We start from the raw sequence: 25,831 nt of genomic DNA on the forward strand, positions 1-25,831 counted from the left end.
AATCGGACACCGTCTGTTCCTGCACCGTTTTACCACAAGGGAAAACACCATGATTGTATGCGATCAACTTGACTGGGCGCGTGAGCGTCACGCGTTTCATCCCATCGTTGACCAGGCGATTCGCTGGATAGCGGCCAGCGATTTCAGCCAGATGGAAACGGGGAAATACGATTTACTGCCCGACAACCAGATGTTCTGCCTGCTTCAGGAAATGACGACCGAGCCCGCCAGCGCCCGCCGGGCCGAATCCCATTTTCGCTATGTCGATATTCAGTACCTGCTGGCCGGACGCGAAACCATCGGCGTGACGCGTGCCCATCCGCAGCATGTGATAGCGGAAGACCGGCGGGAGGAAAATGACGTGGTGTTTTATCAGGACATCACGGATGAGTACAGCATCGCGCTGACGCCGGGGCAGTTTGCGCTGTTTTTCCCTCACGATATTCATCGCCCTGGCTGTGCGTCGCCGGTGGCGCAGACTATCCGTAAAGCGGTGATTAAAATCCATCTCGATCTGTTTGCCGGGCGGGAGGCACCATGAAACCCTCTGCGGCGATGTCAGAAACAACGGTGAGCGGGCAGGGCACGCTGAAAGGGAAGCTGCGCTGGGGCATTGTCACGCTGCTGTTGCTGGCGGCGATAGTGAATTACCTGGACCGCGCCAACCTGAGTATTGCCAACACCACCATTGCGGCGGAATTTGGCTTTTCGCAAACCGAAATGGGGTTGCTGTTGTCGGCGTTTCTCTGGCCCTATGCGCTGGCTAACCTGCCCGCAGGCTGGCTGGTGGACAAGTTAGGCCCCAAAAAGATGTTCTCCTGGGCGCTGGGTCTGTGGTCGGGCTTTACCGTGCTAACGGCGTTTGCCAACAGCTACAGCTATTTCTACGGTCTGCGTATGCTGCTGGGCGTGTCCGAATCCCCGTTCTTTACCTCGGGAATTAAAATCACTCATCGCTGGTTTGGCGACAGTGAACGCGGTTTACCCACTGCGATTATTAATACCGGTTCGCAAATTGCCAACGCCATTGCGCCGCCCATTCTGACCGTGCTGTTGCTGACCTTAGGCTGGCGCGGCATGTTTGTGGCGATCGGCGTAATGGGGCTTCCCCTGCTGCTGGCGTGGTGGAAGTTTTATCGCGATCCCAATGCCCGGGAAGATGCGCTGCTGCATGCCGGACAACCCAGCGTCGTAGTGCCGCAAGAGAAGGGCGAGGTGCGCTGGCGTGCGCTGTTCCGACACAGCACCACCTGGTTTATGGTGATCGGCAACTTCTCCATTATGTTCACGATCTGGGTCTATCTGACCTGGCTGCCGGGCTATCTGGAAAAATCGCTGGGCTTTAGCCTCAAAGCCACCGGCTGGATTGCCTCCATTCCGTTTCTGGCCGGTATTCTTGGCGTGCTGGTGGGGGGGATGCTTTCAGACAACCTGGTGCGCCGGGGCGTCAGAGCCATCACCGCGCGTAAGGTGCCAATCGTATCGGGTGCGGCCCTGGCGGCCTGCTTCGTGGCACCGATTCCGTTTGTAAACAGCACCCCGCTGGCCATTGGCCTGCTGGCGCTGGGTTATTTCTTCTCGCAGATGCCGCAGGGGGCGCTCTGGACGCTGGCCAGTGACATCGCGCCGAAGTCGCAGGTGGCCTCGCTGGGCGCCATTCAGAACTTTGGCGGTTTCCTGGGGGCGGCAATGGCACCGATCGTTACCGGCATTATTCTGGATACCACCGGCAAATTCACCAACGTGTTTTTGCTTGGTGCAGCGCTCTTGATGCTGGGCGCGCTGAGCTACGGCCTGTTTGTGCGCAAGCCGCTACAGGCAAGCTAACAAGCCCAACCCTGGCGGCCAGCCAGGGTTGTACCAGATGGCAGCCCACGCTGACGGTTATCGCTGACAGGGTTTACCTTCTGTTAAAGAGGGCTGACGTGAGATGTACCAGTACGAAAGGGTTTAACGCGGTAATCGGCAGAGCAGGGGGGATAACGCCGGTTCAGGATTATCGGCGCATCGATTGCCCTTAAAGAAAATGATTCATCCAGACGGGGGCGTTTTCTCCGTCTGTCATCGTTCTTTCTATTCGGGTTAACCTCTTTGCCCGGCGCGTAATTATCGTTTTTCCTCTTCCCGCCAATAAATCGTTTTAATTAAATTCTGTTGAACTAAAAGAGAAAATATAACAACATTGCGGCCGTTTATCATGGCATCACAGACGAGGCACCGCGTTTAAATTAACGCAAATAAGCCCTGCATGATGATCTCAATAATCATTTTCACGCTAATTATTGTTGTCCTTATTTACTTCACACAGACAGGTATGTTGAATGAAAAAGTCTATGAAATGGTTTGCCGCCCTTGCGGTCGTTGGGGCGTTGGCAGGCTGTGCGCGTACCGCCCCGCTTGAGAAAATTCATACTATCGTCGCGGCGGGTTATACCCAAGATCAGGTTAAAAATGCCATTTTAAGAGCCGGTGTTCAGCGTCAGTGGATGATGACGCAGGTGGCTCCGGGCGAGATTAAAGCGCGTCAGCAGGTTCGTGATCACATGGCTGAAGTGCGAATCAACTACTCGTCGACAGGCTACGATATCGTCTACGACCACAGCACCAATCTGCTGGCATCGGGCGGGCAGATTCATAAAACCTACAACCGCTGGGTGGAAAACCTGGATAAAGATATTCAGGCCAATCTCTCGGCAGGCACAAAATTGTAATTATGCCTAAAGTCGGGCCAGTGATGGCCCGATAAATCGCTTATGACTTAGCAGGTTTTCTCAGCCATCACACCGGTAAATGGGCTATACGCTGCTGCCAGTATGACCACGCAATGGCGGTGGCCTGTCAGATTTGCCGCCCCGGATTGCGCTGACGCGGGAAAATATCGAAAATGCAGGCTTTTCTCATCGCATCGCCTGCCATGAAGTCGATATGCTTGGCGACCTGCCTTTACCCGCAGAAGCCGATGTCGGTTGGATGAGTCAGTTTCTGGACGGCTTTTCGCCTGAACAAGTCGTCACGATGCTGGACCCTGTTGCCGACGTGATAAAACCCGGCGCGAAGCTGTTCATCATGGAACCGTTCTGGGATGCGCAGAACATTGAAGCGGCCTCATTTAGTCTCAATGCGTCTTCGCTTTATTTTACCTGTATGGCCAACGGCAACAGCCGTTTCTACAGCCTAGAGACGTTTTATCACTATCTGGACAAGGCAGGGTTCCAGAGCGATGAGCGCCACGACGGCCCGGGCGTTGGGCATACATTATTGCAGTGCCAGAAGAAACCATAACAACACGGCGATAAGCGCCCTGAGTATCACCTGAATATCGCGGACGCGCGTTGATGAAATTTGCATTAAACATTGTTGACTGGCAGGCCAGGGCCCCAGGATTAAGCGAAACGGCACAGTGGCTGGAATGGGCTCGGCTGTCGCACGCCATCGATCCTGCGGCACCGCAGGCAAAGCTGACCGAACTGCCGATGATGACCGCGCGCCGCCTTAGCGCCGGCAGTAAGCTGGCCGTGGAGTGCGGGCTGGCGATGCTGCGTCAGCATGAAATCGATGCCGTGCTTTACACCAGCCGTCACGGGGAGCTGGAACGCAATTTCCGCATTCTGCAGGCGCTGGCGACAGACCAGGCGCTTTCACCAACCGATTTTGCCCTGTCAGTGCACAACTCCGCCGTTGGCAGCCTGACGATAGCCGCGAAGAAGCCGATCGTCTCCTCGTCGCTTTCTGCCGGTAAAGACACCTTTCAGCAGGGGCTGTGTGAGGTGTTGTGTCTGCTCCAGGCGGGCTATCAGCGCGTGTTAATGGTCGATTTTGACGGGGCGATGCCGGCGTTTTATCACTCGCATCTCACATCAGAAACCCCGATGTGGCCGTTCGCGGTCTCGCTGGTGATTGAAGCCGGTGATGCCTTGCAGTGTGAAACCCGGTCGCAGCACACCGCGAAAGCGCCCGCGCTGCCGCAAAGCCTACTGTTTTTGCAGCACTACCTACAAGATGCTGCCACCTTTGTCTTAAGTGGGGAAAGAGTGGAATGGCACTGGAGCCGCGGATGAGCAGGATAGTTTCGCGCCTCAACCGGGCATGGCGATGCGCGATGACCGGCTTTTGCTTTGCCCTGTTCGGTATCGGCGGACTGCTGTTATCTATGGTGTGGTTTAACCTGTTGTTACTCGCGGTATGGGATAAAGGCCGCCGCCGCCGCATCGCCAGGCGCAGTATCGCCGCCAGTTTCCGCTTCTTCTTAAGGGTGGCAAAAGGCGTTGGCGTACTGGATTACCGGATGCGCGGGCTTGAGCACCTGCGTCAGGATCGCGGCTGTCTGGTGGTCGCCAATCATCCGACGCTCATCGATTATGTGCTGTTGGCCTCTGTGATGCCGGAAAGCGACTGTCTGGTAAAGGGAGCGCTCCTGAAAAACCCGTTCGTCAGCGGCGTTATCCGGGCAGCCGATTATCTGATTAACAGCCAGGCCGATGCACTTCTGCCTGCCTGCCGACAGCGGCTGGCACAGGGCGACACGATTTTGATTTTTCCGGAAGGCACCCGAACCCGGCCCGGTGAACCCATGACGCTACAACGCGGTGCGGCCAATATTGCCGTGCGCTGTGGCAGTGATTTACGCGTAGTGCTCATTCACTGCAGCGAGCATCTGCTGGACAAGCAGAGCAAATGGTATAACGTGCCGCCCGCCAAACCGCTGTTCAGCGTTGAGGTGCGGGAGCGGATATCTATCGATCAGTTTTACGATGCAGACATACAAGAACCGGCACTGGCGGCAAGACAGTTGAACCGGCATCTTTTGCTTCAATTACAACCAGGTTCTTCACCTTTTTCAGGAATTAATGATGCAAGCGCTTTACCTTGAAATCAAAAATCTCATTATAACGACGCTGAATCTCGACGAACTGTCGGCCGACGATATTGATAGCGATGCGCCGCTGTTTGGCGACGGCTTAGGACTGGACTCCATCGACGCGCTTGAGCTGGGTCTGGCGGTAAAAAATGCCTACGGTGTGGTTCTCTCGTCGGAAAGCGAAGAGATGCGCCAGCACTTTTTCTCCGTTGCCACGCTGGCAGCGTTCATCCACGCGCAACGTGCCTGAGGAGCGTCCGTCATGACAGAACAAAACGCTATTTATGAAGAGGTCACCGCGCTGTTGGTTAAGCTGTTTGAGATCGACCCGCAGGATATCTCCCCACAGGCGCGGCTGTATGAGGATCTGGAGCTGGACAGCATCGATGCGGTCGACATGATCGTGCATCTGCAAAAGAAAACCGGCAAGAAAATCAAGCCGGAAGAGTTCAAAGCCGTGCGTACCGTGCAGGACGTTGTCGATGCGGTAGAACGGCTGCTGAAAGAAGCGTAAGTCGCGATGTCCGGCAAACGCACGCGGCCCGTTCTTACGTTGCTGACAGGCTTGCTGCTGGTGGCGTGGCCCTTTTTGATCAGCGTCGGCCTGGCGCATAACAGCCTGCACTGGCTGTTGCCACTGATGGCGCTTGTTCTTTTACTCCGTCTTCGCCAGACCCGGCGCAAAACGGGGCCGATGCGTGTCATCACTCAGGTGGTGGCGGTGGCCGGCATTACCCTGTGCGCGGCCAGCTACCTGCTGAAAACCCACCAGCTCCTGCTTTTTTACCCGGTCGTGGTCAATGGCGTCATGCTGGCGGTGTTTGGTGGCTCCCTGTGGTCAGCCATGCCCATTGTCGAACGGCTGGCCAGAGTCAGTGAGCCGGATCTGCCTGAAAAGGGCGTGCGTTATACCCGCCGGGTGACGCAAATCTGGTGCGTCTTTTTCATCCTCAACGGCAGCATGGCGCTCTTTACCGCGCTGTATGGCGATATGGCGCTGTGGACCGCCTGGAATGGAATGATTGCCTATCTGCTGATGGGCACGCTGATGGCGGGCGAGTGGCTGGTACGCCGGAAAATAAAACAACGAGATTCATGATGAAGCAGACGCTTACACTGACCCAGTGGCTCACTGCACCGCGACCGGCTGACGTGCCTGTGGCCTGGCTGGACGACCGCACCTGGACGCTGGGACATCTGCGGCAGGATGTGGCCTGCTTAATCGCCTTACTGCAGCAGCAGGCAGGCCAACGCTGGGCCTTGTGCTTTGAGGACAGCTACCTGTTTACCGTGGCCCTGCTGGCAACGCTGCACGCGGGCAAAACACCGGTTGTCCCCGGTCACTGTCGTGTTTCCTTGCTCAACGAACAACACGCCCTGTTTGACGGCGTGCTGAGTGAAAAAACGCTGAGCTGGCAGGGGCCGCTGCTGGTGGTCAGCAGTGCGATGACCCTCGCCGCCTTTGCTCCGTCTTTTCCGGCCATACCTGACGAGGCCAGCATCGAACTGTTTACCTCCGGCTCCACCGGTCAGCCGAAGCGGGTGGTGAAGTCCGTTCAGTCCCTGGATCATGAAGCGGCCCTGCTGGCCGACCGCTTTGCCGGGCGGCTGGCCGGTTGTCGGGTCGTGGCCTCTGTTGTGCCGCAGCACCAGTACGGTCTGACCTTTCGTATTATTCTGCCGATGGCGCTGGGATTACCGCTGCATGCGGCGATGCTCTGGTATGCCGAACAGCTCGCCGCCTTAAGCCACGATTATCAGTATGTTTTTATCAGCAGCCCGGCGTTTCTGAAACGCCTCGATCGCCAGCTCACCGCACCGCCGGTCGCGATGGTCTTTTCCGCCGGCGGCATGTTACCCTGGCAGGATGTTTCTCAGGCGGCGGACTGGATGCATATCTGGCCAGATGAAATTTATGGCAGCACGGAAACCGGTATCCTCGCCTGGCGCTATCGTCAGGAAGAAGATATCACCTGGCAACCCTTTGATGGCGTCCGTTTTCATCAGGAAAGCGATACGTTGCGTGTGTTTTCACCGCTGATCGCCGACAGAGAGGGTTTGTTGCTCGACGATATTCTGCATATCGAAGAAAACGGCCAGTTCCGGCTGGTGGGCCGTCGGGGCAGAGTGGTTAAAATTGAAGAGAAGCGTATTTCGTTAAGCGAAGTCGAACAGCGGCTGCTGGCGCTGGACGGGATCAGCGAGGTGGCGGCGGTGCCGGTTTTACGTCGCGGCCGACAGAGCATTGGCGTTCTGCTGGTGTTGGACGATGCAGCACGGCAACGCTGGCAGGAACACGGCGGTAAACAGCAAGAGCTGGCCTGGCGACGTGCGTTGTTGCCGTGGCTGGAACCTGTCGCCGTGCCGCGTTACTGGCGGGTGATCGATGCGATCCCGGTTAACAGTATGAACAAGCGTGTTTATGCGCAGTTACAGGAGTGGTTTCATGAAACCCCATGAAATTGAGCGCCATCAGTCGCAGCCCGATCAGGCTGAGATGGTTTTACACCTTGATCCGTCGCTGTTCTGGTTCAAAGGGCATTTTGCCGTTCAACCGCTGCTGCCCGGCGTGGCGCAACTTGACTGGGTGATGCAGTACGCGACGACGCTGCTGGCACCCGGCTGGCGTTTTCACAGCATTCAGAACGTGAAGTTTCAGGCTCCGCTGCTGCCGGACACTACCGTTACGTTAACGCTGAACTGGCAGGAAGCGCGCCAGATGCTGAGCTTTAGCTACCAGCGCCACGACGGTGAGGCACGTCATGTCGCCAGCAGCGGTAAGATTCGGTTATGTCGCTAGCCTTTTCCCCCTGCGTGCTGATCCCCTGTTATAACCACGGTGCCATGATGGCAGCGGTGCTGGCACGCCTGATGCCGTTTGGTCTGCCGTGCATTGTCGTTGATGACGGCAGCGATGCCGCTACCCAGGCGGTACTGGATCGGCTGGCAGCAGAAAACAGCACGCTGACGCTGGTGCGGCTGGCGCAAAACGCCGGAAAAGGTGCGGCGGTGCTGCGCGGTATGCAGGTGGCGGCGCAGGCCGGTTTTACCCATGCGGTGCAGGTCGATGCCGACGGCCAGCATGCCATAGAAGATATTCCCGCGCTGCTGGCGCTGGCGCAGCAGCATCCCGAAGCGCTGATTTCCGGCCAGCCCATTTATGACGACTCCATTCCCCGCTCGCGGCTTTACGGGCGCTGGATCACCCACGTCTGGGTGTGGATCGAAACCCTGTCATTGCAGCTGAAAGACAGCATGTGCGGCTTTCGCGTCTATCCCATCGCGCCAACCTTACAGCTGGCACAGCGTGCCACCATCGGCAGGCGCATGGATTTTGATACCGAAGTGATGGTGCGGCTCTACTGGCAGGGTAACAACAGCTACTTTGTGCCGACCCGGGTAACCTATCCGCAGGACGGCCTCTCGCATTTCGACGCGGTCAAAGACAACGTGCGCATCTCCCTGATGCACACGCGGCTGTTTTTCGGCATGTTGCCGCGTATCCCTTCTTTACTGTTTCGCCGCTCGCCCCAGCACTGGGCGCGGCAGAAAGAGGTCAAAGGGCTGTGGGGCATGCGCCTGATGCTGCTGGTGTGGCGCCTGCTGGGCCGTAAAGCCTTTTCTCTTTTGCTGTATCCGGTGGTCGGCGCGTACTGGCTGACAGCCGCAACGGCACGAAAAGCCTCGCAGAACTGGATAACCCGCGTGCGTGAGCAGCTGCGGATACGCCAGCAGCCGGTGCCGAATAACCTGACCAGCTACCGGCACTTTCTGCGCTTTGGCAACGTCATGCTGGACAAAATCGCCAGCTGGCGCGGTGAGCTGCATTTCGGCAGCGACGTGGTCTTTGCACCGGGCGCGGAGGCGATGCTTGACCTCAATCATCCGCAGGGCAGGCTGTTGCTGGCCTCGCACCTGGGCGATGTGGAGGCCTGCCGGGCGCTGGTGCAGCGCAGCGGCAGTAAAACCATTAATGCTCTGGTGTTTAGCGATAACGCCCAGCGCTTTAAGCAGATTATGGAAGAGATGGCTCCGCAGGCCGGGCTAAACCTGATGCCGGTAACGGATATCGGTCCGGACACCGCCATGTTGCTGAAAGAAAAGCTGGATCGCGGCGAGTGGATCGCGATTGTGGGCGATCGCATTGCCGTTAATCCGCAGCGCGGCGGGGAATGGCGTATTTGCTGGAGCCGCTTTATGGGCCAGCCTGCTCCCTTTCCGCAGGGGCCGTTTATTCTGGCGTCGATCCTGGGCTGTCCGGTTCACCTGATCTTCGCGCTGCGCCAGCAGGGAAAACTGCACATTCATTGCGAGCCGTTCGCCAATCCGCTGCTGTTGCCGCGTGCCGAGCGTCAGAAAGCCCTGCAGCAGACCATCGATCGCTATGCTGAACGCCTTGAGCACTATGCGCTCCAGTCGCCGCTCGACTGGTTTAACTTTTTCGATTTCTGGCAACTGCCGGATAGCAAAGACAAGGAGTAAAGGGTGCTTAACGATCCCCGTTTTACGGTCGACGTAGACCTGACCATTCCCTTTCATGATGTCGATGTGATGGGCGTGGTCTGGCACGGTAACTATTTTCGCTATTTCGAAATCGCCCGCGAGGCGTTACTGAACCAGTTTGACTATGGCTACCGGCAGATGAAGGCCTCTGGCTACGTCTGGCCGGTAGTGGATACGCGGGTAAAGTACCGCCATCCGCTCACCTTTGAGCAACGCATTCGCGTGCGGGCGCGCATTGAAGAGTGTGAAAACCGTCTGCGCATTGGGTATGAAATTTTCGATGCCGACAGCGGCCAGCGCGCCACTACGGGCTATACCATTCAGGTGGCGGTGGAAGAGCAAAGTCGCGAGATGTGCTTTGTCTGCCCGGACATTCTGTTTGAACGTATGGGAGTGACGCCATGAGAGGCCTGCTATTCCTGGCGCTGTTGATCAGCCCGTTTGTCAGCGCGCTGACGCTCGACGATCTGCAGCAGCGCTTCACCGCTCAGCCGGTGATCCGTGCGCACTTCGATCAGGTGCGCACCATTAAGGATATGCCGCAGCCGCTAAAATCGCAGGGCACGATGCTGATCGCCCGCGACAAGGGCCTGCTGTGGGATCAAACCCGTCCGTTCCCGATGCAGCTGCTGCTGGATGATAAACGCATGGTGCAGGTGATCAACGGCCAGCCACCGCAGACCATTACCGCCGAAAACAATCCGCAGATGTTCCAGTTTAATCACCTGCTGCGCGCGCTGTTTCAGGCGGATCGCAAGGTGCTGGAGCAGAATTTTCGCGTCGACTTTGCCGACAAGGGCGAAGGCCGCTGGACGCTGCGCCTGACGCCGATCACCACGCCGCTGGATAAGATCTTCTCCAGCATCGATCTGGCGGGCAAAACCTATCTGGAGCAGATCCAACTCAACGATAAGCAGGGCGATCGCACGGACATTACCCTTTCGCAACATCAACTGACGCCAGCACAACTGACTAATGACGAACGCCAACGCTTTGCCGCCCCGTAAACGGCCCGCGCTGCTGTGGGGGCTGGTCTGCCTGCTCATGTTGGTGGTGCTGCATACGCTGCTGCCGCAGGCCCGGCTGAACAGCAGCGTGCTGGCGATGCTGCCAAAGCAGGCGCTGGGCGCGATTCCCCCCGCCCTCAACGACGGCTTTATGCAGCGGCTCGATCGGCAACTGGTCTGGCTGGTGAGCCCCGGTAAGCAGGCCGATCCCCTGGTGGCGCGCGACTGGCTGACACGGTTACAGCGATCCGGGGCGCTGGCCGAGGTAAAAGGGCCGATGGATGCCCGCAGCCAGCAGGCGTGGGGCACGTTTTTCTGGCAGCACCGTAACGGCATGATCGACAGCGAAACGCGGCAGCGGCTGCAAAACGGCGGCGAGGCGCAGGCGCAGTGGATCCTCTCTCAGCTCTATTCCGCCTTTTCCGGCGTCAGTGGCAAAGAATTACAGAACGATCCGCTGATGCTGACGCGCGGATCGCAGCTGGCGATGGCGAAAAACGGTCAGCGGCTGCGCCTGATGGACGGCTGGCTGGTGACGCAGGACAGCCAGGGGAATTACTGGTATTTGCTGCACGGCGAACTGGCCGGATCGTCGTTTGATATGCAGCAGACGCACAAACTGGTCACCACGCTGGGCGCGCTGGAAAAAACGTTCAAGGCGCAGTACCCGCAGGTCCGGCTGCTCTCGCGCGGCACGGTGTTTTACAGCGATTACGCCAGCCAGCAGGCGAAGCATGATGTGTCCACGCTGGGGCTGGCAACCGTGCTGGGCGTGCTACTGCTGATTCTGGTGGTGTTCCGTTCGGTACGGCCAATCCTGTTATGCCTGCTCTCGATTGCCATTGGCGCGCTGGCGGGCACCGTTGTGACGTTGCTGGTGTTTGGCGAGCTGCACCTGATGACGCTGGTGATGAGCATGAGCATCATCGGCATCTCCGCCGATTACACGCTCTATTACCTCACCGAGCGCATGGTGCATGGCGCCGATACCTCGCCCTGGCAGAGCCTGGCGAAAGTCCGCAATGCGCTGCTGCTGGCCCTGCTGACCACGGTGGCCGCCTATCTGATCATGATGCTGGCACCGTTTCCGGGCATTCGCCAGATGGCGCTCTTTGCGGCGGTGGGCCTGAGCGCCGCCTGCCTGACGGTCGTGTTCTGGCATCCGTGGCTGTGCCGCGGCTTGCCTGTGCGTCCGGTCCCCGCCATGGTGCTGATGCTGCGCTGGCTTGCCGCATGGCGGCGTAACAAAGCCCTGTCGGTGGGGCTGCCGGTGGCGCTGGCGCTGTTCTCGCTGGCGGGCCTCGCCACCTTGCGCGTAGACGATGATATCTCACAGCTTCAGGCGCTGCCGCAGCACCTTCTGGCGCAGGAAAAAGCCATTACTGCGCTGACCGGGCAGAGCGTCGATCAGAAATGGTTTGTAGTATACGGCAACAGTGCGCAGCAGACGCTGACGCGGCTGGAAGCCTTCACGCCCGCGCTGGAACGGGCCAAAGCGCAAGGGCTGATCGGCGGTTATCGAACGCTTCCCCTGAACTCGCTGGCGCGTCAGGCACAGGATGTGGCGCTGTTGAAAAATGCCGCGCCTGCCGTCACGCGCGCGCTCAGCGAGGCGGGCGTAACGACATTGAAGCCGGATCTCAATCCTATGCCGGTCAGCGTTGCGGCCTGGCTTGCCAGCCCGGCCAGCGAAGGCTGGCGCCTGCTGTGGCTGACGCTGAAGAGCGGTGAGAGCGGCGTGCTGGTGCCGGTAGACGGCGTAACACACAGCGCCGCGCTTGATGCGCTAAGTAAAGGCTATCCCGGCGTCGCCTGGGTGGATCGCAAAACGACGTTTGACGGGCTGTTTGCCTTGTATCGCCATATCCTGACCGGCCTGCTGCTTGTTGCTCTGGCCGTGATTGCCTGCGGTGCCGTCATGCGGCTTGGCTGGCGCAAAGGCGCGCGCAGCCTGGTGCCATCTGTGCTTTCTCTGGGCTGCGGCCTGGCGGTGCTGGCCTTTACCGGCCATGCGGTCAACCTGTTTTCCCTGCTGGCGCTGGTACTGGTGCTCGGTATCGGCATCAACTACACGCTGTTTTTCAGTAATCCACGCGGTACGCCGCTCACCTCCATGCTGGCCATCACACTGGCAATGATGACAACGCTGCTGACGCTGGGCATGCTGGTTTTCAGCACCACCCAGGCCATTAGCAGCTTTGGTATCGTACTGATCAGCGGTATTTTCACCGCCTGGCTGCTGGCACCGCTGGCGATGCCGACGAAAAGAGAGAAAAAAACACGATGATCAACCAGACTTTACGCATGCTGAAATATTGCCTGGCGCGATGGCGAGCCAGATCGGTGCCGCTACGCGGTCGCCGCGTGTCCACTGGAGGCTGTTTGATTATTGCCGCCACGCTGATGCTGGCCGGGTGCAGTCATTCCACGCACAGCCCGCAGCAGCGTCCGCAGGCCTGGCTGGCACCGGGCGCACGCGTGACGCTGCCTGCGCCGGGCATTGCGCCGTCAATCCGTTCCCAGCAGCTTCTGACCGGCCGTTTTCACGGCAAGACCCAGTCGCTGCTGGTGATGCTCAACGCAGATGATAAAAAAATCTCTCTGGCAGGGCTGTCGTCGGTGGGTATTCGTCTGTTCCTGGTGACCTACGATCGCCAGGGATTGCACACCGAACAGTCGATTGTGCTGCCGCAGCTGCCACCGGCCAGTCAGGTGCTGGCCGACGTGATGCTCAGCCACTGGCCCATCAGCGCCTGGCTGCCCCAGTTGCCAGAGGGCTGGACGCTGAAAGACCGTGGGGATAAGCGCGAGCTGCGTAATGCCAGCGGCAAGCTGGTGACGGAAATCACTTATCTGAACCGCCAGGGTAAGCGCGAACCCATCAGCATTGAGCAGCACGCGTTTAAATACCACATCACCATTCAATATCTGGATGACTGAGATGATCTACGTTTCTGCCGTTGGCATGATTAACGCGCTGGGCAAGGATAACGATGAGGTCGCTCTCAACCTGGTGCGTGGCGTGGCCCCTGGTATGCGCGCCCGCAGCGGCTGGTTGCAGGCGCATCCGCACGCCGTGCTGGCCGGCGTGGAAGGGGCGCTGCCGGCGATCCCTGACGCCTTCAGCGCGCATCGTTCGCGCAATAATCAACTGCTGCTGGCCGCGCTGGCCCAGATTCAGCCCGACGTGGATCAGGCGATTGCGCAGTATGGCCGCGATCGTGTCGCCATCGTGCTGGGTACCAGCACATCCGGGCTGGACGAAGGGGATATGCACGTCCGCCTGTCGCTGAATCAGCAATCAAGCACGGCATGGCGCTATCCGCAGCAGGAGTTGGGCGATCCCTCGCGCTTTCTCAGCCACTGGCTGGCACTTGACGGTCCGGCGTTTACGCTGTCCACCGCCTGCTCCTCCAGCGCCCGTGCGATGATAAGCGGACGTCGCCTGATTGAGGCGGGGCTGGCGGATGTAGCGATCGTTGGTGGAGCAGACACGCTCAGCCGGATGCCGGTCAACGGCTTTCACAGCCTGGAGTCGCTTTCTCCCACCCTGTGTCAGCCGTTCGCCCGCGATCGCAGCGGCATTACCATCGGTGAAGGTGCCGCGCTGATGTTGTTAACCCGTGAGCCGCAGCCGATTGCGCTGCTGGGCGTGGGCGAATCCAGCGATGCCTACCATATCTCAGCCCCGCATCCAGAGGGGGAAGGGGCGATTCGCGCCATCCATCAGGCCCTGAACGAAGCCGGTATTGCGCCTGAGGCGGTGGGCTATATCAACCTGCATGGCACCGCAACCACGCTCAACGATCAGATTGAATCCAGCGTGGTAAACGCCCTGTTTGGCGAGCAGGTGCCCTGCAGTTCAACGAAACACCTGACCGGGCACACGTTGGGCGCGGCGGGCATTACCGAAGCGGCGCTCAGCATGCTGATCCTGCAACGCAACCTGCCGCTGCCGCCGCAGGATTTTAGCCTGTCGCCGCGCGATGCGGATTTGCCGCCCTGTGGCATCATTGACCGGCCTCAGCCGCTGGCGCGCCCGGTGATTCTGTCAAACTCGTTTGCCTTCGGCGGTAACAACGCCAGTATTCTGCTTGGGAAGATCTTATGAGCCACTATTTATCCCCCACGGACTATCTGCCGCACGATGCGCCGATGCTGTTACTGGAAAAGGTCAGCGACGTGACGGCCGACAGCGCGACCTGCTGCGTCACGGTATCGCCGCAGGGCGTGCTGGCCCCGTTTCTCGATTCCGATGGCAACCTGCCGGGCTGGTATGTCCTGGAGTTAATGGCGCAGACGGTCGGCGTCTGGTCGGGCTGGCATCGGCATCAGCAGGGACAGGCCAGTATCTCGTTAGGCATGGTGCTGGGTGCGCGCGAATTAGTGTGTAGCGCAGGGATTCTACCGGCGGATGCCACGCTGATCGTCAAGGTCAAACTGCTGATGCAGGATGAACGCTTTGGCAGCTTTGAGTGCGCCATCGAGGCGGGGAGCGCTACGCTGGCAACCGGCCGGGTAAATACCTTTCAGCCCACCGCCGAAGAACTTCATTCATTATTTCAACAAGGAGCGACCTCATGAGCCGTTCAGTATTGGTTACCGGTGCCAGCAAAGGCATTGGTCGCGCCATCGCCTGCCAGCTGGCGGCAGACGGCTTCACCCTTGGCGTGCATTATCACCATGATGCTGCCGGGGCGCAGCAAACCCTGGATGCCATTCTGGCGGCAGGGGGCACGGGCCGCCTGCTGCAGTTTGATGTGGCGAACCGTCAGCAGTGCCGCGAGGTGCTGGAGCAGGATATCGACGCACACGGAGCCTGGTACGGCGTGGTCAGCAATGCCGGCATTGCCCGCGATGCGGCCTTTCCTGCGTTGAGCGACGACGACTGGGATAAGGTGATTCATACCAATCTGGACAGTTTTTACAACGTGATTCAGCCCTGCATTATGCCAATGATCAGCGCCCGCCAGGGCGGACGCATTATTACGCTTTCCTCGGTGTCGGGCCTGATGGGCAATCGCGGTCAGGTGAACTACAGTGCCGCGAAAGCAGGCATTATTGGCGCCACCAAAGCGCTGGCGATTGAGCTGGCCAAACGAAAAATTACCGTTAACTGTATTGCGCCGGGGCTGATCGATACAGGAATGATCGAGATGGAAGAGACGGCGCTGAAAGAGGCGATGTCCCTGATCCCCATGAAACGCATGGGACAAACCGAGGAAGTGGCCGGGCTTGCCCGTTACCTGATGTCGGATATCGCAGGTTATGTGACGCGCCAGGTGATTTCCATCAACGGAGGCATGTTATGACACGGCGCGTGGTCATTACCGGTATGGGCGGCGTCACCGCGTTTGGCGAAAACTGGCAGGACGTTTCAGCCAGGCTGCTGGCGTATGAAAATGCCGTACGCAGAATGCCGGAGTGGCAGGTTTACGACGGGCTGCATACCTTACTGGGTGCCCCGATTGATAATTTCAGTTTGCCGGAACACTACACCCGCAAACGTATTCGCGCCATGGGGCGCGTTTCATTAATGTCGACCCGCGCCAGCGAACTGGCGCTGTTGGACGCGGGATTGATCGGCGATCTTGTGCTCACCAATGGTGAAACCGGCATTGCTTACGGCTCCTCGACTGGCAGCACCGGACCGGTAAGCGAATTCGCGACCATGCTGACGGAAAAGCACACCAATAATATTACCGGCACCACCTATGTACAGATGATGCCGCACACCACCGCCGTGAATACCGGGCTGTTTTTCGGCCTGCGCGGTCGGGTTATCCCCACCTCCAGCGCCTGTACCTCGGGTAGCCAGGCGATTGGCTACGCGTGGGAGGCGATCCGCCACGGTTATCAGACGGTGATGGTGGCCGGTGGCGCAGAAGAGCTGTGTCCCTCGGAAGCGGCGGTGTTTGACACGCTTTTCGCCACCAGCCAGCGCAACGATGCGCCGACCACCACGCCTTCGCCCTTTGATGAAAAACGGGACGGTCTTGTGATTGGCGAGGGCGCAGGCACGCTAATTCTGGAAGAGCTGGAACACGCGAAAGCGCGCGGCGCGACAATCTATGGCGAGATCGTCGGCTTCAACACCAACTGTGACGCAGCCCATATCACTCAGCCGCAGCGGGAAACGATGCAGATTTGCATGGAGAAGGCATTGAAGATGGCGGGATTAAGCCCGCAGGACATCGGCTATATTTCGGCGCACGGCACCGCCACCGATCGCGGCGATCTGGCGGAAAGTCAGGCGACGGCGGCGATTTACGGCAATCAGGTGCCCATTTCGTCCCTGAAAAGCTATTTCGGCCACACATTAGGGGCCTGCGGCGCGCTGGAAGCCTGGATGAGCCTGCAAATGATGCGCGAGGGCTGGTTCGCTCCTACGCTGAATCTGACGCAACCGGACGCCAACTGCGGCGAACTGGACTACATCATGGGCCAGGCTCGCCCTATCGATTGTGAGTTTTTGCAGAGCAATAACTTTGCGTTTGGCGGCATTAACACCTCCATCATCATCAAACGCTGGCACTGATATGTATCAGATCTTTCTGGGAAAGATTTCCCGACTCAGTGCTGGCGCGTTAGCACCCGAGTTGAAAGATCGGGCACCTTCGGGCGCGCGGCGTGCCAGTTGGCTTGCCGGGCGCGTCATGCTCTCTGCTGCTATCGCGCCGGTGCCCGCGATGCAGTACGGGGTAAATGGCAAGCCCGCGTTTCCCCCCGAGGTGCAACGCGGCTTTAGTCTGAGCCACAGCGGGGATGACATTGCCCTGCTGTTCAGTGACGAAAGTGACGTGGGCTGTGATATTGAAGTCCTGCGACCGCGACCAAACTGGCCGCGCCTGGCAGAAAAGCTGTTCAGTCCGGGTGAACAGGCCCTGATCGCCGCACAACCGGGGGTGCAGCAGTTAGCGGTCTTTTGGCGCATCTGGACGATAAAAGAGGCGATAATCAAGCAGCGTGGCGCAAGTGCCTGGGAGATGGCCCGCATCGACAGCACGGCACCGACTACGTTGTCGGTCAGCACGCTCCAGGCAGGCGAACTGGCGCTGGCGGTTTGTACGCCGACGCCGTTTGAGTTGAGCGCGACCACTCTGCGGCGGCTGGCATAAAGGGCTGGCCACGTTCTCACCGGGCAGCCCTGATTGTTTAGTGACTCTGTTTGCTGTCTTCTTCTTTATGCTTCTTCGCCAGGTAATGGCCTGCTGCGCAACCCGCCACGGCACCGGTAACCGCATGATGTTTAAGATGACCCGCTACGCCGCCCACCAGCGCGCCTTTCAGGCAGCCTTCAGCCTGCGCCTGAGAGGTAACCGACATCAAAAGGCCCAGCGTGACCAGCAGAAAGGGAAGTTTACGCATCAATACTCAGTCCTTATCAAGGGGGAAAAGTGTTCATGCTGCGACGATAACGCGAATGCGAGGCGGGCGGATAAAAAAATGCGAGTCGTTGCGCGACTGTTGCAGAAAAAGCGACGGACTTTTCATGCCAGAGAGGGCCTGAATTTTTTGAACCCCATCACACCCTGCGTTTTTGGCGTATCCCTTTGCTCTCTTCCTGAACGTAAAGATGCAATAACTACCTCGCCATACACAAAACCGGAACCCACGATGAAAAGAACTTTAGCCTGTTTTTCATTCCTGGCAGGCAGCCTGCTCACGGGATATGCACCTGCACTGATTGCCGCCCCTTTGCCGTTAACGCCAGACACGAGCATCCCGGTAAGTCGCTACATTACGGCGCTGAATCCGGATCACTCCATTACCTTTCGTCTTTTTGCCCCTGCCGCGAAGCAGGTTGCCGTGGTGACCGGCGCCACGCCGCTGAGCCAGCAGTCGCATGACATGAAAAAGGACAGCACGGGGATCTGGTCATGGACCAGCGAGCCGATGAAGCCCAACCTGTATGAGTACTATTTTGACGTAGACGGTTTCCGCACGCCGGATACCGGCAGCCGTTTCCCGAAACCGCAGCGCCAGGTGAACACCAGTATGATTCTGGTGCCGGGCAGTATTCTGGATGAGCGCAAAGTGCCGCACGGCGATGTACTGACCCTGACCTATCACTCCACCGCCCTGAAGTCTGAACGTCAGGTGTTTGTCTGGGCACCGCCGGGTTACAAGGCCGATAGCAAGCCGCTACCGGTGCTCTACTTCTACCATGGCTTTGGCGATACCGGGCTGTCGGCCATCTCTCAGCTCCGCCTGCCGCAAATCATGGATAACCTGCTGGCAGAAGGCAAAATTAAGCCGATGCTGGTGGTGGTGCCCGATACCGAAACCGACATCGTGCAGGCTATTCCCGAAAACTTCCCGCCAGCCGATCGCCGCAAGGACTTTTATCCGCTGAATGCCGCTGCTGCGGATAAAGAGTTAATGCAGGACATTATCCCGCTGGTGGAAAAACGCTTTACCGTGAGTCGCAAACCGGCTGACAGGGCGATAGCCGGGCTATCCCAGGGCGGCTATCAGGCGCTGGTGTCCGGCATGACGCACCTGAGCGACTTTGCCTGGCTGGCCAGTTTTAGCGGCGTGACCACCAGTACAGTGCCTAATGAGTTCGTGACGCGTCAGCTGAGCCAGCCGCAGACCGTGAATAAACAGCTGAAAAACTTTACGCTGGTGGTGGGCGATAAAGATATCGTGACAGGCAAAGACATTGCCGGGCTGAAAACCGAACTGGAAAAGCAGGGCGTGAAGTTCCATTACACCCAGTATCCGGGGCTGGGACATGAGATGGACGTCTGGCGACCTGCGTATGTGGAGTTTGTGCAGCAGCTGTTTAAACCACAGTCGCACTAATTCTGGCTTCAACGCTGACCGCGCACAGGATGAGCAGAGCATCCTGTGTATCCTGTGCGCATTCTCCCCAACGCGGCGGGAACGCTGCTATTTCGTTGGCGGCGGATTGCGTCATATCAGCCACGCGGTAAGCGCTTACGCATCACCCGCTGCCCAAACGCATCACTGCCTTCTGCGACCCAGCCATTTGCCTGATAAAACCCCTCCGCGTTCGAGCCGGGATCGGTGGTCAGCATAATCGTCTCTGCGCCCCGATCGCTAAACCACTGGACGATCGCGTTCAGCAGGTGCGTCCCGATGCCCTGTTTTTGATATTCAGGTTTAACAAACAGTCCGCCAATTAGCGGTTCGGGCGCATAGATCCCCAATCCATAACCTGCATAATCATCCCCGACCTGGCAAATCCAGCCGCCGCCCTGACATATATCCTCCAGCGCTTGCTCACGCTGTAAATAGTGAATTTGATGCGCGTGAAGCCGGTTTTCCGTTACGGAAAAGCGTATTTCATATATTTCTTTAAGGTGCCGGGGTTCAAGTTTAAAAAAGGAAAGAGACATGGTCGTTCTGTATAACATGACGGTGAAGTTGGAACACATTATCGTCTGGACCGCGGTATTTCAAGTCGCCAATATTTGGGTTGACCTCTGTATTTCCCGGAAGCGGTTTTTAACCCGCTTTTTTTCATTTGGCTGGCATCCGGTTGTCATCGGTCTGTCAATTTCTTCTGTTTAACGCTGGCCTTAAGGCCGTCGGGACGATTGAACCCAGCCCTGTTCCCATTTCCCCTGTACTCTGAAAGGAATTAATCGGGACACATTGCCTAACAGGGATGGCCGGCGAAAAATGCGGTCCATGAAAAAATGGAGTTTTATAGTTTGCCATTCATCATTAAATAACAAGGGTTTAACGATCGATTTTTGGGATTTGATAGGTTTAATCATAGTTTAATCCGTTAAAATTCATTTGATTGATAGCTAAAGGCGATCAATAATCAATCCACTTCAACATCGTTAATCAGAGCATGGGAATGGAAATCCAGAATCTTGATAATAATAACCGTGCCTGGCGGTTCATTGCTGAACCCATCGTAAACCTGAAATCCGAACGTATTGCCGTTGAAGTCTTAACCCGATTTGCCGCACCAGGGACGCCTTTTTTACATATAAGTAAAATGAATAAAGAACAAAAAATAAGGCTCCTGAGAGAGCAGTTGTACTTAATTCACCAAAAAAGACATTTTTTTGAAAGTCACCAGTTGCTGTGTTCTGTCAATGTAGATGTAGAGATGGCTTTTGCGCTGCTGGAAGAACGGGATATTTACGAGCTCGCCACAGCGCACTCTTTTCTTCGCATCGAAGTCTCAGAAAGCTTCCCCAGTCTGGCTGAAGGGCTAAATAATCCCTTACTGCGAAAGTTATATAATAATTACACCTTATGGCTAGATGATTTTGGGAGTGCCTCCTCGCATTTTCCCTGTTTACAGAAAGGACTGTATGAAGCTGTTAAAATCGACAAGCACTTTTTCTGGGAACATCACAACAGCCCATTGTGGAAAACGACGCTGGCGCAAATTAAAGACTACTGCCAGTTTATCATTGTCGAAGGCGTAGAGAAGGATACCTACTTTCAGTTTGCAAAACCGCATGCTGCGGCATTTCAGGGCTATCTGTTCGAAGCCGTTAATTTTGATGCATTGGGCTGACGATCCCGTTTAGCCGTCGACCCAAAATGATCGTTTCAGCCCGCGGCCTGATTGCCCCAGTCTTCTATTCACCAGGCTGTGCCTGTTCTGTAGCCTTTCTGGGCGGCATCCCGGCCCGCCATAAGTCAGGCGAGATATCCTCTCCCTTCTCACGATATTTTTCATTATTTTTCCCGCTACCTGAGCCTGCTTTCCTGACAGCAACAGCGTGCTTAACGCCGTGACGAATCCGGCGTCAAAATGTATTCCGTTAACGTGTTCGGCTAAATAAAGTGAGCGGTAATTAAAATTCAGGGTGAATCTGAACGACACGTGCAGACGGATCATTTTTATTACGGCTTCAATGAAATTTAAAGCGGTTTGTGCGAGATGTCTCGCAGCATTTTGTTTAATTACACAGAAGGCATGATAATTATTGTGCTTTATTATGTTTTTTTGCATATAGCCTGCTGAATGTCTGTGTGGATAATGATGGAGTATCAAGACATTCACAGGATGCTCATGCAATGAATGATAAAAATATTGTTTTTCTTGATTACGCGACGCTCCCCGGGAGCGTGAGGTTAAAGGCGATTCATGGCGCGCACAATTTAATTTTGCATGCAAGAACATCACCTGAGCAATGCGCTGAACGCATTGCAAAAGCGGACGTTGTTATTACGAATAAAGTAAAGTTAACGCAAGCGCTGATCGCGCAGGCACCCAATCTCAAATTTGTGGCCGTTGCCGCAACAGGCTTCGATGCGATTGATATCGACGCCTGTAAAGCCAGAAACATTCCCGTCTCGAATATTCGAGGTTATGCGCTCGATACCGTACCTGAGCACACCTTTGCCTTGATATTTGCCCTGCGCCGCAGCATTACGGCCTATCACCAGGCGGTACAGAAAGGGCGCTGGCAGCAGGCAGGTCAGTTTTGTTTTTTCGATTTCAGCATTAAAAATCTGGCCGGTTCAACGCTGGGGATAATTGGTGATGGCGTGCTGGGTAAACGCGTGGGCGACATAGCCAAAAGTCTGGGAATGAATGTACTTTTTGCTGCCTATAAAGGGGTCAGCAATATGGGGCCGCTTTATACCGACTTCGAAGAGATAGTGAAAACCAGCGACGTTTTATCACTTCATTGTCCGTTATTACCTTCTACGGAAAATATGATCGCTGAAAATGAATTTGCGCTCATGAAGCCAGAGGTGCTGCTTATTAATACGGCACGCGGTGGAATCGTCAATGAAGAAGATTTATACCGTGCATTAATGACTCGGCGTATTGCCGGGGCCGCATTCGACGTGGCAAAAAACGAGCCGCCAGACAAGGACTCGCCGATCATGAAACTCACGCAACTCCCGAATTTTATCTTAACGCCACATATTTCATGGGCCAGCCAGGAAGCCATTCAGTTGTTAGCCGACAAGCTCATCGACAATGTGAATGCCTGGTTAGAGGGTAAACCAATGAATATCGTTAATCCGTAGTCAATATAACACCAGGAGAGTCATTATGTTTTTGGGAAAAGAAATCCGTTTAAAGCGACTGCTAAATAAAAAATCAGGCCGCCTGCTGGCGATCACCATGGACCATCCCATTACGCGCGGCGTTTTACCCGGAATTGGCCCGATAAACGAGGTCATGGGCAAGGTTGTCGCCGGTAAACCGGATGCGATTACGATGCACAAAGGCATCATCGAAAAATCCTTTGCGCCTTATGCCGACACGGATGTCTCCATCATCATGAAAGCCACCAGTTACGCCATCCCTTATCACGAGGCGTTTGATACGCCAGTCGCAGATGTTGACGAAGCAATTCGCGTGGGAGCAGATGCCATCTCGGTGGGTTGCATTCTGGGTGGGCCGGAGCAGGCAAAGCAACTGACCTTTTTGGGCCAAATAACCAAAGCGGCGGGGTCGGCAGGGCTGCCGGTTGTTGCCCATATCTATCCTAAAGGGCCGATGGTGGAAAATCCGTTCGATGCCAAACATCTGGCTTACTGCGTCCGCGCGGGGGCTGAGCTGGGGGTCGATATTATTAAAACCCTGTGGTCCGGCTCGGCTGACACCTTTAAAGAGGTCGTAGCGTCCTGTCCGGCAAAGGTTGCCCTGGCCGGAGGCGACATGGGAAACGATCTGGTGAGCTTCCTGACCAACACCCGTAAAGCCCTGGATGTCGGCGTGGGTGGAGTGACTTATGGCCGCTTTGTCTGGCAGCACGACAATCCCACGGCTGTCATCCGCGCACTGGACGCCATGATTAATGACGACAGCAGCGTAGATGAGGCGATTGCTGTTTACAAACAAGCCGGCGGCAACTGAGTCGCGACAGCACAAACGAGGATATGAGTATGAAAGCAGCAGTGCTATTCGAGGCCAACAAACTTGACGTGATTCACGTTGATGCGCCCAAGGCCGCGCAAGGTGAGTTGGTCATGCGTGTTAAATCAGCGGCGATCTGCGGTACAGACAGCCGCATCATAACCGGCAGGAAAACAAAAGGGGTACGTTTTCCTTCGGTTATCGGGCATGAGTTTGCAGGTGAAGTGGTTGAGGTCGGGCAGGATGTCACGCGCTTTTCGATCTCGGATCGCATTGCTGTTGATCCCGTTATTCCTTGTCGTTCCTGCCTGTATTGCCGCAGTGGAAAAGAGAATGTTTGCCAACATCGTCAGGCGATAGGTTACGAGTTTGATGGTGCATTCGCTGAGTACGTCAAAATACCGGCGATCGCCCTTGAGGCAGGCAATGTTTTCAAATTACCCGATAGCGTTTCCTATGATGCTGCCGCTCTGGCCGAGCCTTTAGCCTGCTGTATTAACGGGCAGAAAAACGTGGGTATCCACCTGGGTGATGTGGTGGTGATTCTTGGCGCAGGCCCAATAGGACTGATGCATGTCGCGCTGGCGAAACGGTCAGGTGCATCAAAAATCATTGTTAGCGACCTCAATGAAAACAGGCGCAGTGTTGCCCTGCAATGCGGTGCCTCCCATGCGGTTGACGCCAGCCAACAGGATCTGAAAGCCATTGTTATGTCTGAGACGTCTGGGCTGGGGGCGGATGTGGCGATCATGGCTATCGGCCTTCCCGCGCTGGTGAATCCGTCTCTGGAATTACTGCGAAAAGGCGGTCGGGCCAACCTCTTTGCCGGTTTCTCAAAAGAGGATACGGCCGATGTGGATGTCAATCTTATCCACTACAACGAACTGGTCATTACCGGTGCCAGTGCGCTAAGCCGGGAAGGTTATGAAAAGGCACTTGGGCTAATTTCATCGGGCCAGATCAATGTCGAAGCCTTAATTACTCACCGTTTTAGCTTATCCGAAATAAATGAAGCGCTTCGCTATGCGCAAAAGGGTGATGCTGTGAAGGTCATTATTCACAACGATTAATGTCAGCCAATGGAGGTAGTCGCGATGGATAAAGCCTTTCTTGGTATTGATGCGGGAAGCAGTGGCGTTAAAGTCTGTGCATTCAATTTTCACGGGGAGTTGCTGGCTAAGGCCTCACGTGAGGTAAACATTATATCGGAGACAGCCTTAAGCCATGAAATAGCCGTTGAGGCGTACGGATTACAGGTTGAAGACGCGATTAAAGAGGTGACGGCGCAAGTTAAACATATTGTCTCCATTGGCTTCTCTGTCGCGTGTCCAACGCTGGTCTTTCTGGATAAACAAGGTAAGCCCGTGTGTAACGCGATCACTTATCTGGATGGACGTTCAGACGCGTTTATTAGCCAAACGCTGGGCGAGGAAAAAGAGTATGTCCGTTCATTGACGCATAACAGCCCCGGACCTTCTGCCTGCTGGGTGGGAACGTTGGGCTGGCTGCAGAAAGAACAGCCTGAGTTAATGAAAAAAGTCCACAACGTCGTGCTGCTTAATGGCTATCTTGCGCTGCAGCTTGGGGCCAGGAAAACGGGCATTGATCCCACTCAGGCGGCCTATTCTGGCGCTGTGGTTTTGTCTTCTGCACCAAAATGGTCAAGCGATCTTCTGAGGTTTTGGCAGTTTGACCATAATATCCTGCCGCCAATCTACCCATGCACATCCGTGGTGGGGCACATCAGCGCAGCGGTCAGTAAAAGAACCGGCTTAATGGAAGGTGTACCTTTGATTCTCGGTTCTGCCGACACCGCTGCGGCCGCGTTTTCTGTAGGACTCATTGATGGTGGAACGGCTTTTGAGTCCACCGGAACCTCAGGCGTGATAACGTTTTGTCTTGAAACGCCAAACTTCGACAGCCGTTTCATGAATCGTTACCACATTGTTCCTAATCAGTGGCTGGCTCATGGCGCGATGTCCACCACCGGCGGCACCTTTGGCTGGCTTAATCATGCGTTATGGCCAGAAATACAGGATATCAGCGAACTGGAAAATCTGGCCGCGATGTCTGCTCCTGGCGCAAATGGGCTGATTTATCTCCCTTACCTGGCCGGAGAGCGCAGTCCGTTATGGGACACGCGGGCTTCAGGTGCCTGGCTGGGATTAAGATTGTCGCACAAACGAAACGATTTAATCCGCGCGGCAATGGAGGGAACGGCTTATGGTATGAAACAGATCCTGGACATCGCTTATGAAAAGTGGGGCGTCAGGCTTGATGAAATCCTAAGTGTGGGAGGCGGTTCTCGTAATGCATTATGGACTCAGATAAAGGCAGACATTCTTCATATTGAATATAACCTTGCCCAAACCAGCGATGCGGCAGCATTTGGTGCGGCAATGACAGGCGCAACCGGGGCCGGCTTTTTCTGCGGTATTAACGATCCCGACCTGCCTATCTTAAAAACGGAAGAGGCCAGTTTTAAACCCAGTGAGGATAAAAAATTACTCGCCCTTTACCGCAACCATTACCGCATTTACGAATCACTTTACCCGATACTTAAATCAACTATGCATTCGTTAGCAGGTAATAAAAGCACGCAATAGTTTTTTAAAATAATAACTAAACAAGAATCGTTATTTATAA

At 56.1% G+C, this 25,831-nt stretch carries 30 protein-coding genes and 1 pseudogene; 28 read left to right on the forward strand and 3 right to left on the reverse strand.

Annotated elements, in window-relative coordinates; genetic code table 11:
* The first annotated feature begins 49 nt into the window (after positions 1–49).
* The 21 genes and pseudogenes from EL29_RS00110 to acpT all read left to right on the forward strand — a co-directional run bounded on the left by EL29_RS00110 (position 50) and on the right by acpT (position 17,486).
* On the forward strand, positions 50–541 hold the full coding sequence (locus tag EL29_RS00110) for a NanQ anomerase/TabA/YiaL family protein (protein WP_028716010.1): 492 nt from the start codon (positions 50–52) through the stop codon (positions 539–541).
* Positions 538–1,827, forward strand: coding sequence for an MFS transporter (locus tag EL29_RS00115; RefSeq protein WP_028716011.1), 1,290 nt, complete (start codon positions 538–540; stop codon positions 1,825–1,827). The genes EL29_RS00110 and EL29_RS00115 overlap by 4 nt, the downstream gene beginning before the upstream one ends.
* Before the next feature lie 494 nt (positions 1,828–2,321).
* Positions 2,322–2,711, forward strand: coding sequence for an ApeA family protein (apeA, locus tag EL29_RS00120; RefSeq protein WP_013024442.1), 390 nt, complete (start codon positions 2,322–2,324; stop codon positions 2,709–2,711).
* A 41-nt stretch (positions 2,712–2,752) separates the two neighbouring features.
* Positions 2,753–3,282: pseudogene (locus tag EL29_RS00125) on the forward strand (methyltransferase); the annotation flags it as partial.
* Between the two features lie 53 nt (positions 3,283–3,335).
* A complete protein-coding gene (locus EL29_RS00130) occupies positions 3,336–4,058 on the forward strand; it encodes a beta-ketoacyl synthase chain length factor (protein WP_028716012.1) in 723 nt (240 codons plus the stop codon).
* Positions 4,037–4,870 (forward strand): lysophospholipid acyltransferase family protein, encoded by an 834-nt coding sequence (locus EL29_RS00135; RefSeq protein ID WP_013024445.1) that lies wholly within the window; start codon positions 4,037–4,039, stop codon positions 4,868–4,870. Before EL29_RS00130 ends, EL29_RS00135 begins: the two co-directional genes overlap by 22 nt.
* The gene (gene apeE, locus EL29_RS00140; RefSeq protein ID WP_019105036.1) at positions 4,851–5,108 is read left to right on the forward strand and encodes an ApeE family acyl carrier protein; all 258 of its coding nucleotides are present in this window, start codon (positions 4,851–4,853) and stop codon (positions 5,106–5,108) included. Before EL29_RS00135 ends, apeE begins: the two co-directional genes overlap by 20 nt.
* 12 nt (positions 5,109–5,120) lie before the next feature.
* Positions 5,121–5,372, forward strand: a complete 252-nt coding sequence (locus EL29_RS00145) for an acyl carrier protein (protein ID WP_019105037.1) — start codon at positions 5,121–5,123, stop codon at positions 5,370–5,372.
* Between the two features lie 6 nt (positions 5,373–5,378).
* Positions 5,379–5,957: a COG4648 family protein gene (locus EL29_RS00150; protein ID WP_019105038.1), complete on the forward strand. Its 579-nt coding sequence runs from the start codon at positions 5,379–5,381 to the stop codon at positions 5,955–5,957.
* A complete protein-coding gene (locus EL29_RS00155; RefSeq protein ID WP_028716013.1) occupies positions 5,957–7,318 on the forward strand; it encodes an AMP-binding protein in 1,362 nt (453 codons plus the stop codon). The genes EL29_RS00150 and EL29_RS00155 overlap by 1 nt, the downstream gene beginning before the upstream one ends.
* Positions 7,305–7,658 carry an ApeI family dehydratase gene (locus EL29_RS00160; protein ID WP_019105040.1) on the forward strand — a complete coding sequence of 118 codons (354 nt, stop codon included), beginning with the start codon at positions 7,305–7,307 and terminating at the stop codon, positions 7,656–7,658. Before EL29_RS00155 ends, EL29_RS00160 begins: the two co-directional genes overlap by 14 nt.
* Complete coding sequence (locus EL29_RS00165) at positions 7,649–9,340, forward strand: glycosyltransferase family 2 protein (RefSeq protein ID WP_028716014.1); 1,692 nt, start codon at positions 7,649–7,651, stop codon at positions 9,338–9,340. Before EL29_RS00160 ends, EL29_RS00165 begins: the two co-directional genes overlap by 10 nt.
* Before the next feature lie 3 nt (positions 9,341–9,343).
* Entirely contained in the window at positions 9,344–9,766 is a 423-nt protein-coding gene (locus EL29_RS00170; RefSeq protein WP_019105042.1) for an acyl-CoA thioesterase, read from the forward strand.
* Positions 9,763–10,368, forward strand: coding sequence for an ApeL family LolA-like protein (apeL, locus tag EL29_RS00175; protein ID WP_022622297.1), 606 nt, complete (start codon positions 9,763–9,765; stop codon positions 10,366–10,368). Before EL29_RS00170 ends, apeL begins: the two co-directional genes overlap by 4 nt.
* The gene (gene apeM, locus EL29_RS00180) at positions 10,337–12,655 is read left to right on the forward strand and encodes an ApeM family transporter (protein ID WP_028716015.1); all 2,319 of its coding nucleotides are present in this window, start codon (positions 10,337–10,339) and stop codon (positions 12,653–12,655) included. Before apeL ends, apeM begins: the two co-directional genes overlap by 32 nt.
* Positions 12,656–12,771: 116 nt before the next feature.
* Positions 12,772–13,308 (forward strand): ApeN family LolB-like membrane protein, encoded by a 537-nt coding sequence (gene apeN, locus EL29_RS00185; RefSeq protein ID WP_042677869.1) that lies wholly within the window; start codon positions 12,772–12,774, stop codon positions 13,306–13,308.
* Position 13,309: 1 nt separating this feature from the next.
* Positions 13,310–14,479, forward strand: coding sequence for a beta-ketoacyl-[acyl-carrier-protein] synthase family protein (locus tag EL29_RS00190; RefSeq protein ID WP_019105044.1), 1,170 nt, complete (start codon positions 13,310–13,312; stop codon positions 14,477–14,479).
* The gene (locus EL29_RS00195; protein ID WP_013024457.1) at positions 14,476–14,952 is read left to right on the forward strand and encodes a hotdog family protein; all 477 of its coding nucleotides are present in this window, start codon (positions 14,476–14,478) and stop codon (positions 14,950–14,952) included. The genes EL29_RS00190 and EL29_RS00195 overlap by 4 nt, the downstream gene beginning before the upstream one ends.
* The gene (locus tag EL29_RS00200; protein WP_013024458.1) at positions 14,949–15,680 is read left to right on the forward strand and encodes a 3-ketoacyl-ACP reductase FabG2; all 732 of its coding nucleotides are present in this window, start codon (positions 14,949–14,951) and stop codon (positions 15,678–15,680) included. Before EL29_RS00195 ends, EL29_RS00200 begins: the two co-directional genes overlap by 4 nt.
* Positions 15,677–16,906, forward strand: coding sequence for a beta-ketoacyl-ACP synthase (locus EL29_RS00205; protein WP_013024459.1), 1,230 nt, complete (start codon positions 15,677–15,679; stop codon positions 16,904–16,906). The genes EL29_RS00200 and EL29_RS00205 overlap by 4 nt, the downstream gene beginning before the upstream one ends.
* Before the next feature lies 1 nt (position 16,907).
* Entirely contained in the window at positions 16,908–17,486 is a 579-nt protein-coding gene (gene acpT / locus EL29_RS00210; protein WP_028716016.1) for a 4'-phosphopantetheinyl transferase AcpT, read from the forward strand.
* A gap of 37 nt (positions 17,487–17,523) precedes the next feature.
* Here acpT and EL29_RS00215 read toward each other — a convergent pair whose 3' ends face one another.
* Positions 17,524–17,736 carry a hypothetical protein gene (locus EL29_RS00215; RefSeq protein WP_028716017.1) on the reverse strand — a complete coding sequence of 71 codons (213 nt, stop codon included), beginning with the start codon at positions 17,734–17,736 and terminating at the stop codon, positions 17,524–17,526.
* A 249-nt stretch (positions 17,737–17,985) separates the two neighbouring features.
* Here EL29_RS00215 and EL29_RS00220 point away from each other — a divergent pair, with 249 nt between their 5' ends.
* Complete coding sequence (locus EL29_RS00220) at positions 17,986–19,176, forward strand: alpha/beta hydrolase-fold protein (protein ID WP_028716018.1); 1,191 nt, start codon at positions 17,986–17,988, stop codon at positions 19,174–19,176.
* Positions 19,177–19,292: 116 nt separating this feature from the next.
* Here the strand turns inward: EL29_RS00220 and EL29_RS00225 are convergent, their stop codons facing one another.
* Positions 19,293–19,772, reverse strand: a complete 480-nt coding sequence (locus EL29_RS00225) for a GNAT family N-acetyltransferase (RefSeq protein ID WP_014606671.1) — start codon at positions 19,770–19,772, stop codon at positions 19,293–19,295.
* Here EL29_RS00225 and EL29_RS00230 point away from each other — a divergent pair.
* Both EL29_RS00230 and EL29_RS00235 read left to right on the forward strand, forming a co-directional pair.
* Positions 19,732–19,908 carry a hypothetical protein gene (locus tag EL29_RS00230; RefSeq protein WP_015701030.1) on the forward strand — a complete coding sequence of 59 codons (177 nt, stop codon included), beginning with the start codon at positions 19,732–19,734 and terminating at the stop codon, positions 19,906–19,908. The genes EL29_RS00225 and EL29_RS00230 overlap by 41 nt on opposite strands.
* A gap of 295 nt (positions 19,909–20,203) precedes the next feature.
* Positions 20,204–20,878 carry an EAL domain-containing protein gene (locus EL29_RS00235; RefSeq protein ID WP_235193342.1) on the forward strand — a complete coding sequence of 225 codons (675 nt, stop codon included), beginning with the start codon at positions 20,204–20,206 and terminating at the stop codon, positions 20,876–20,878.
* 9 nt (positions 20,879–20,887) lie between these two features.
* Here EL29_RS00235 and EL29_RS00240 read toward each other — a convergent pair whose 3' ends face one another.
* Positions 20,888–21,319: a hypothetical protein gene (locus EL29_RS00240; RefSeq protein WP_024472330.1), complete on the reverse strand. Its 432-nt coding sequence runs from the start codon at positions 21,317–21,319 to the stop codon at positions 20,888–20,890.
* A gap of 20 nt (positions 21,320–21,339) precedes the next feature.
* On the opposite strand from EL29_RS00240, the gene EL29_RS00245 reads away from it, so the two are divergent.
* From EL29_RS00245 to EL29_RS00260, 4 genes are read left to right on the forward strand one after another with little or no spacing between them, the layout of a single operon-like run.
* Positions 21,340–22,350: a D-2-hydroxyacid dehydrogenase gene (locus tag EL29_RS00245; RefSeq protein WP_235193343.1), complete on the forward strand. Its 1,011-nt coding sequence runs from the start codon at positions 21,340–21,342 to the stop codon at positions 22,348–22,350.
* A 25-nt stretch (positions 22,351–22,375) separates the two neighbouring features.
* Positions 22,376–23,185 (forward strand): class I fructose-bisphosphate aldolase, encoded by an 810-nt coding sequence (locus EL29_RS00250; protein ID WP_014595245.1) that lies wholly within the window; start codon positions 22,376–22,378, stop codon positions 23,183–23,185.
* Positions 23,186–23,214: 29 nt separating this feature from the next.
* The gene (locus EL29_RS00255) at positions 23,215–24,255 is read left to right on the forward strand and encodes a zinc-dependent dehydrogenase (protein WP_024472328.1); all 1,041 of its coding nucleotides are present in this window, start codon (positions 23,215–23,217) and stop codon (positions 24,253–24,255) included.
* Between the two features lie 24 nt (positions 24,256–24,279).
* Positions 24,280–25,791: a xylulokinase gene (locus EL29_RS00260; protein ID WP_235193344.1), complete on the forward strand. Its 1,512-nt coding sequence runs from the start codon at positions 24,280–24,282 to the stop codon at positions 25,789–25,791.
* The last annotated feature ends 40 nt before the right edge of the window (positions 25,792–25,831 follow it).

The sequence above is a fragment of the Pantoea ananatis LMG 2665 genome, from assembly GCF_000710035.2.
Taxonomy (GTDB): Bacteria; Pseudomonadota; Gammaproteobacteria; order Enterobacterales; family Enterobacteriaceae; genus Pantoea; species Pantoea ananatis.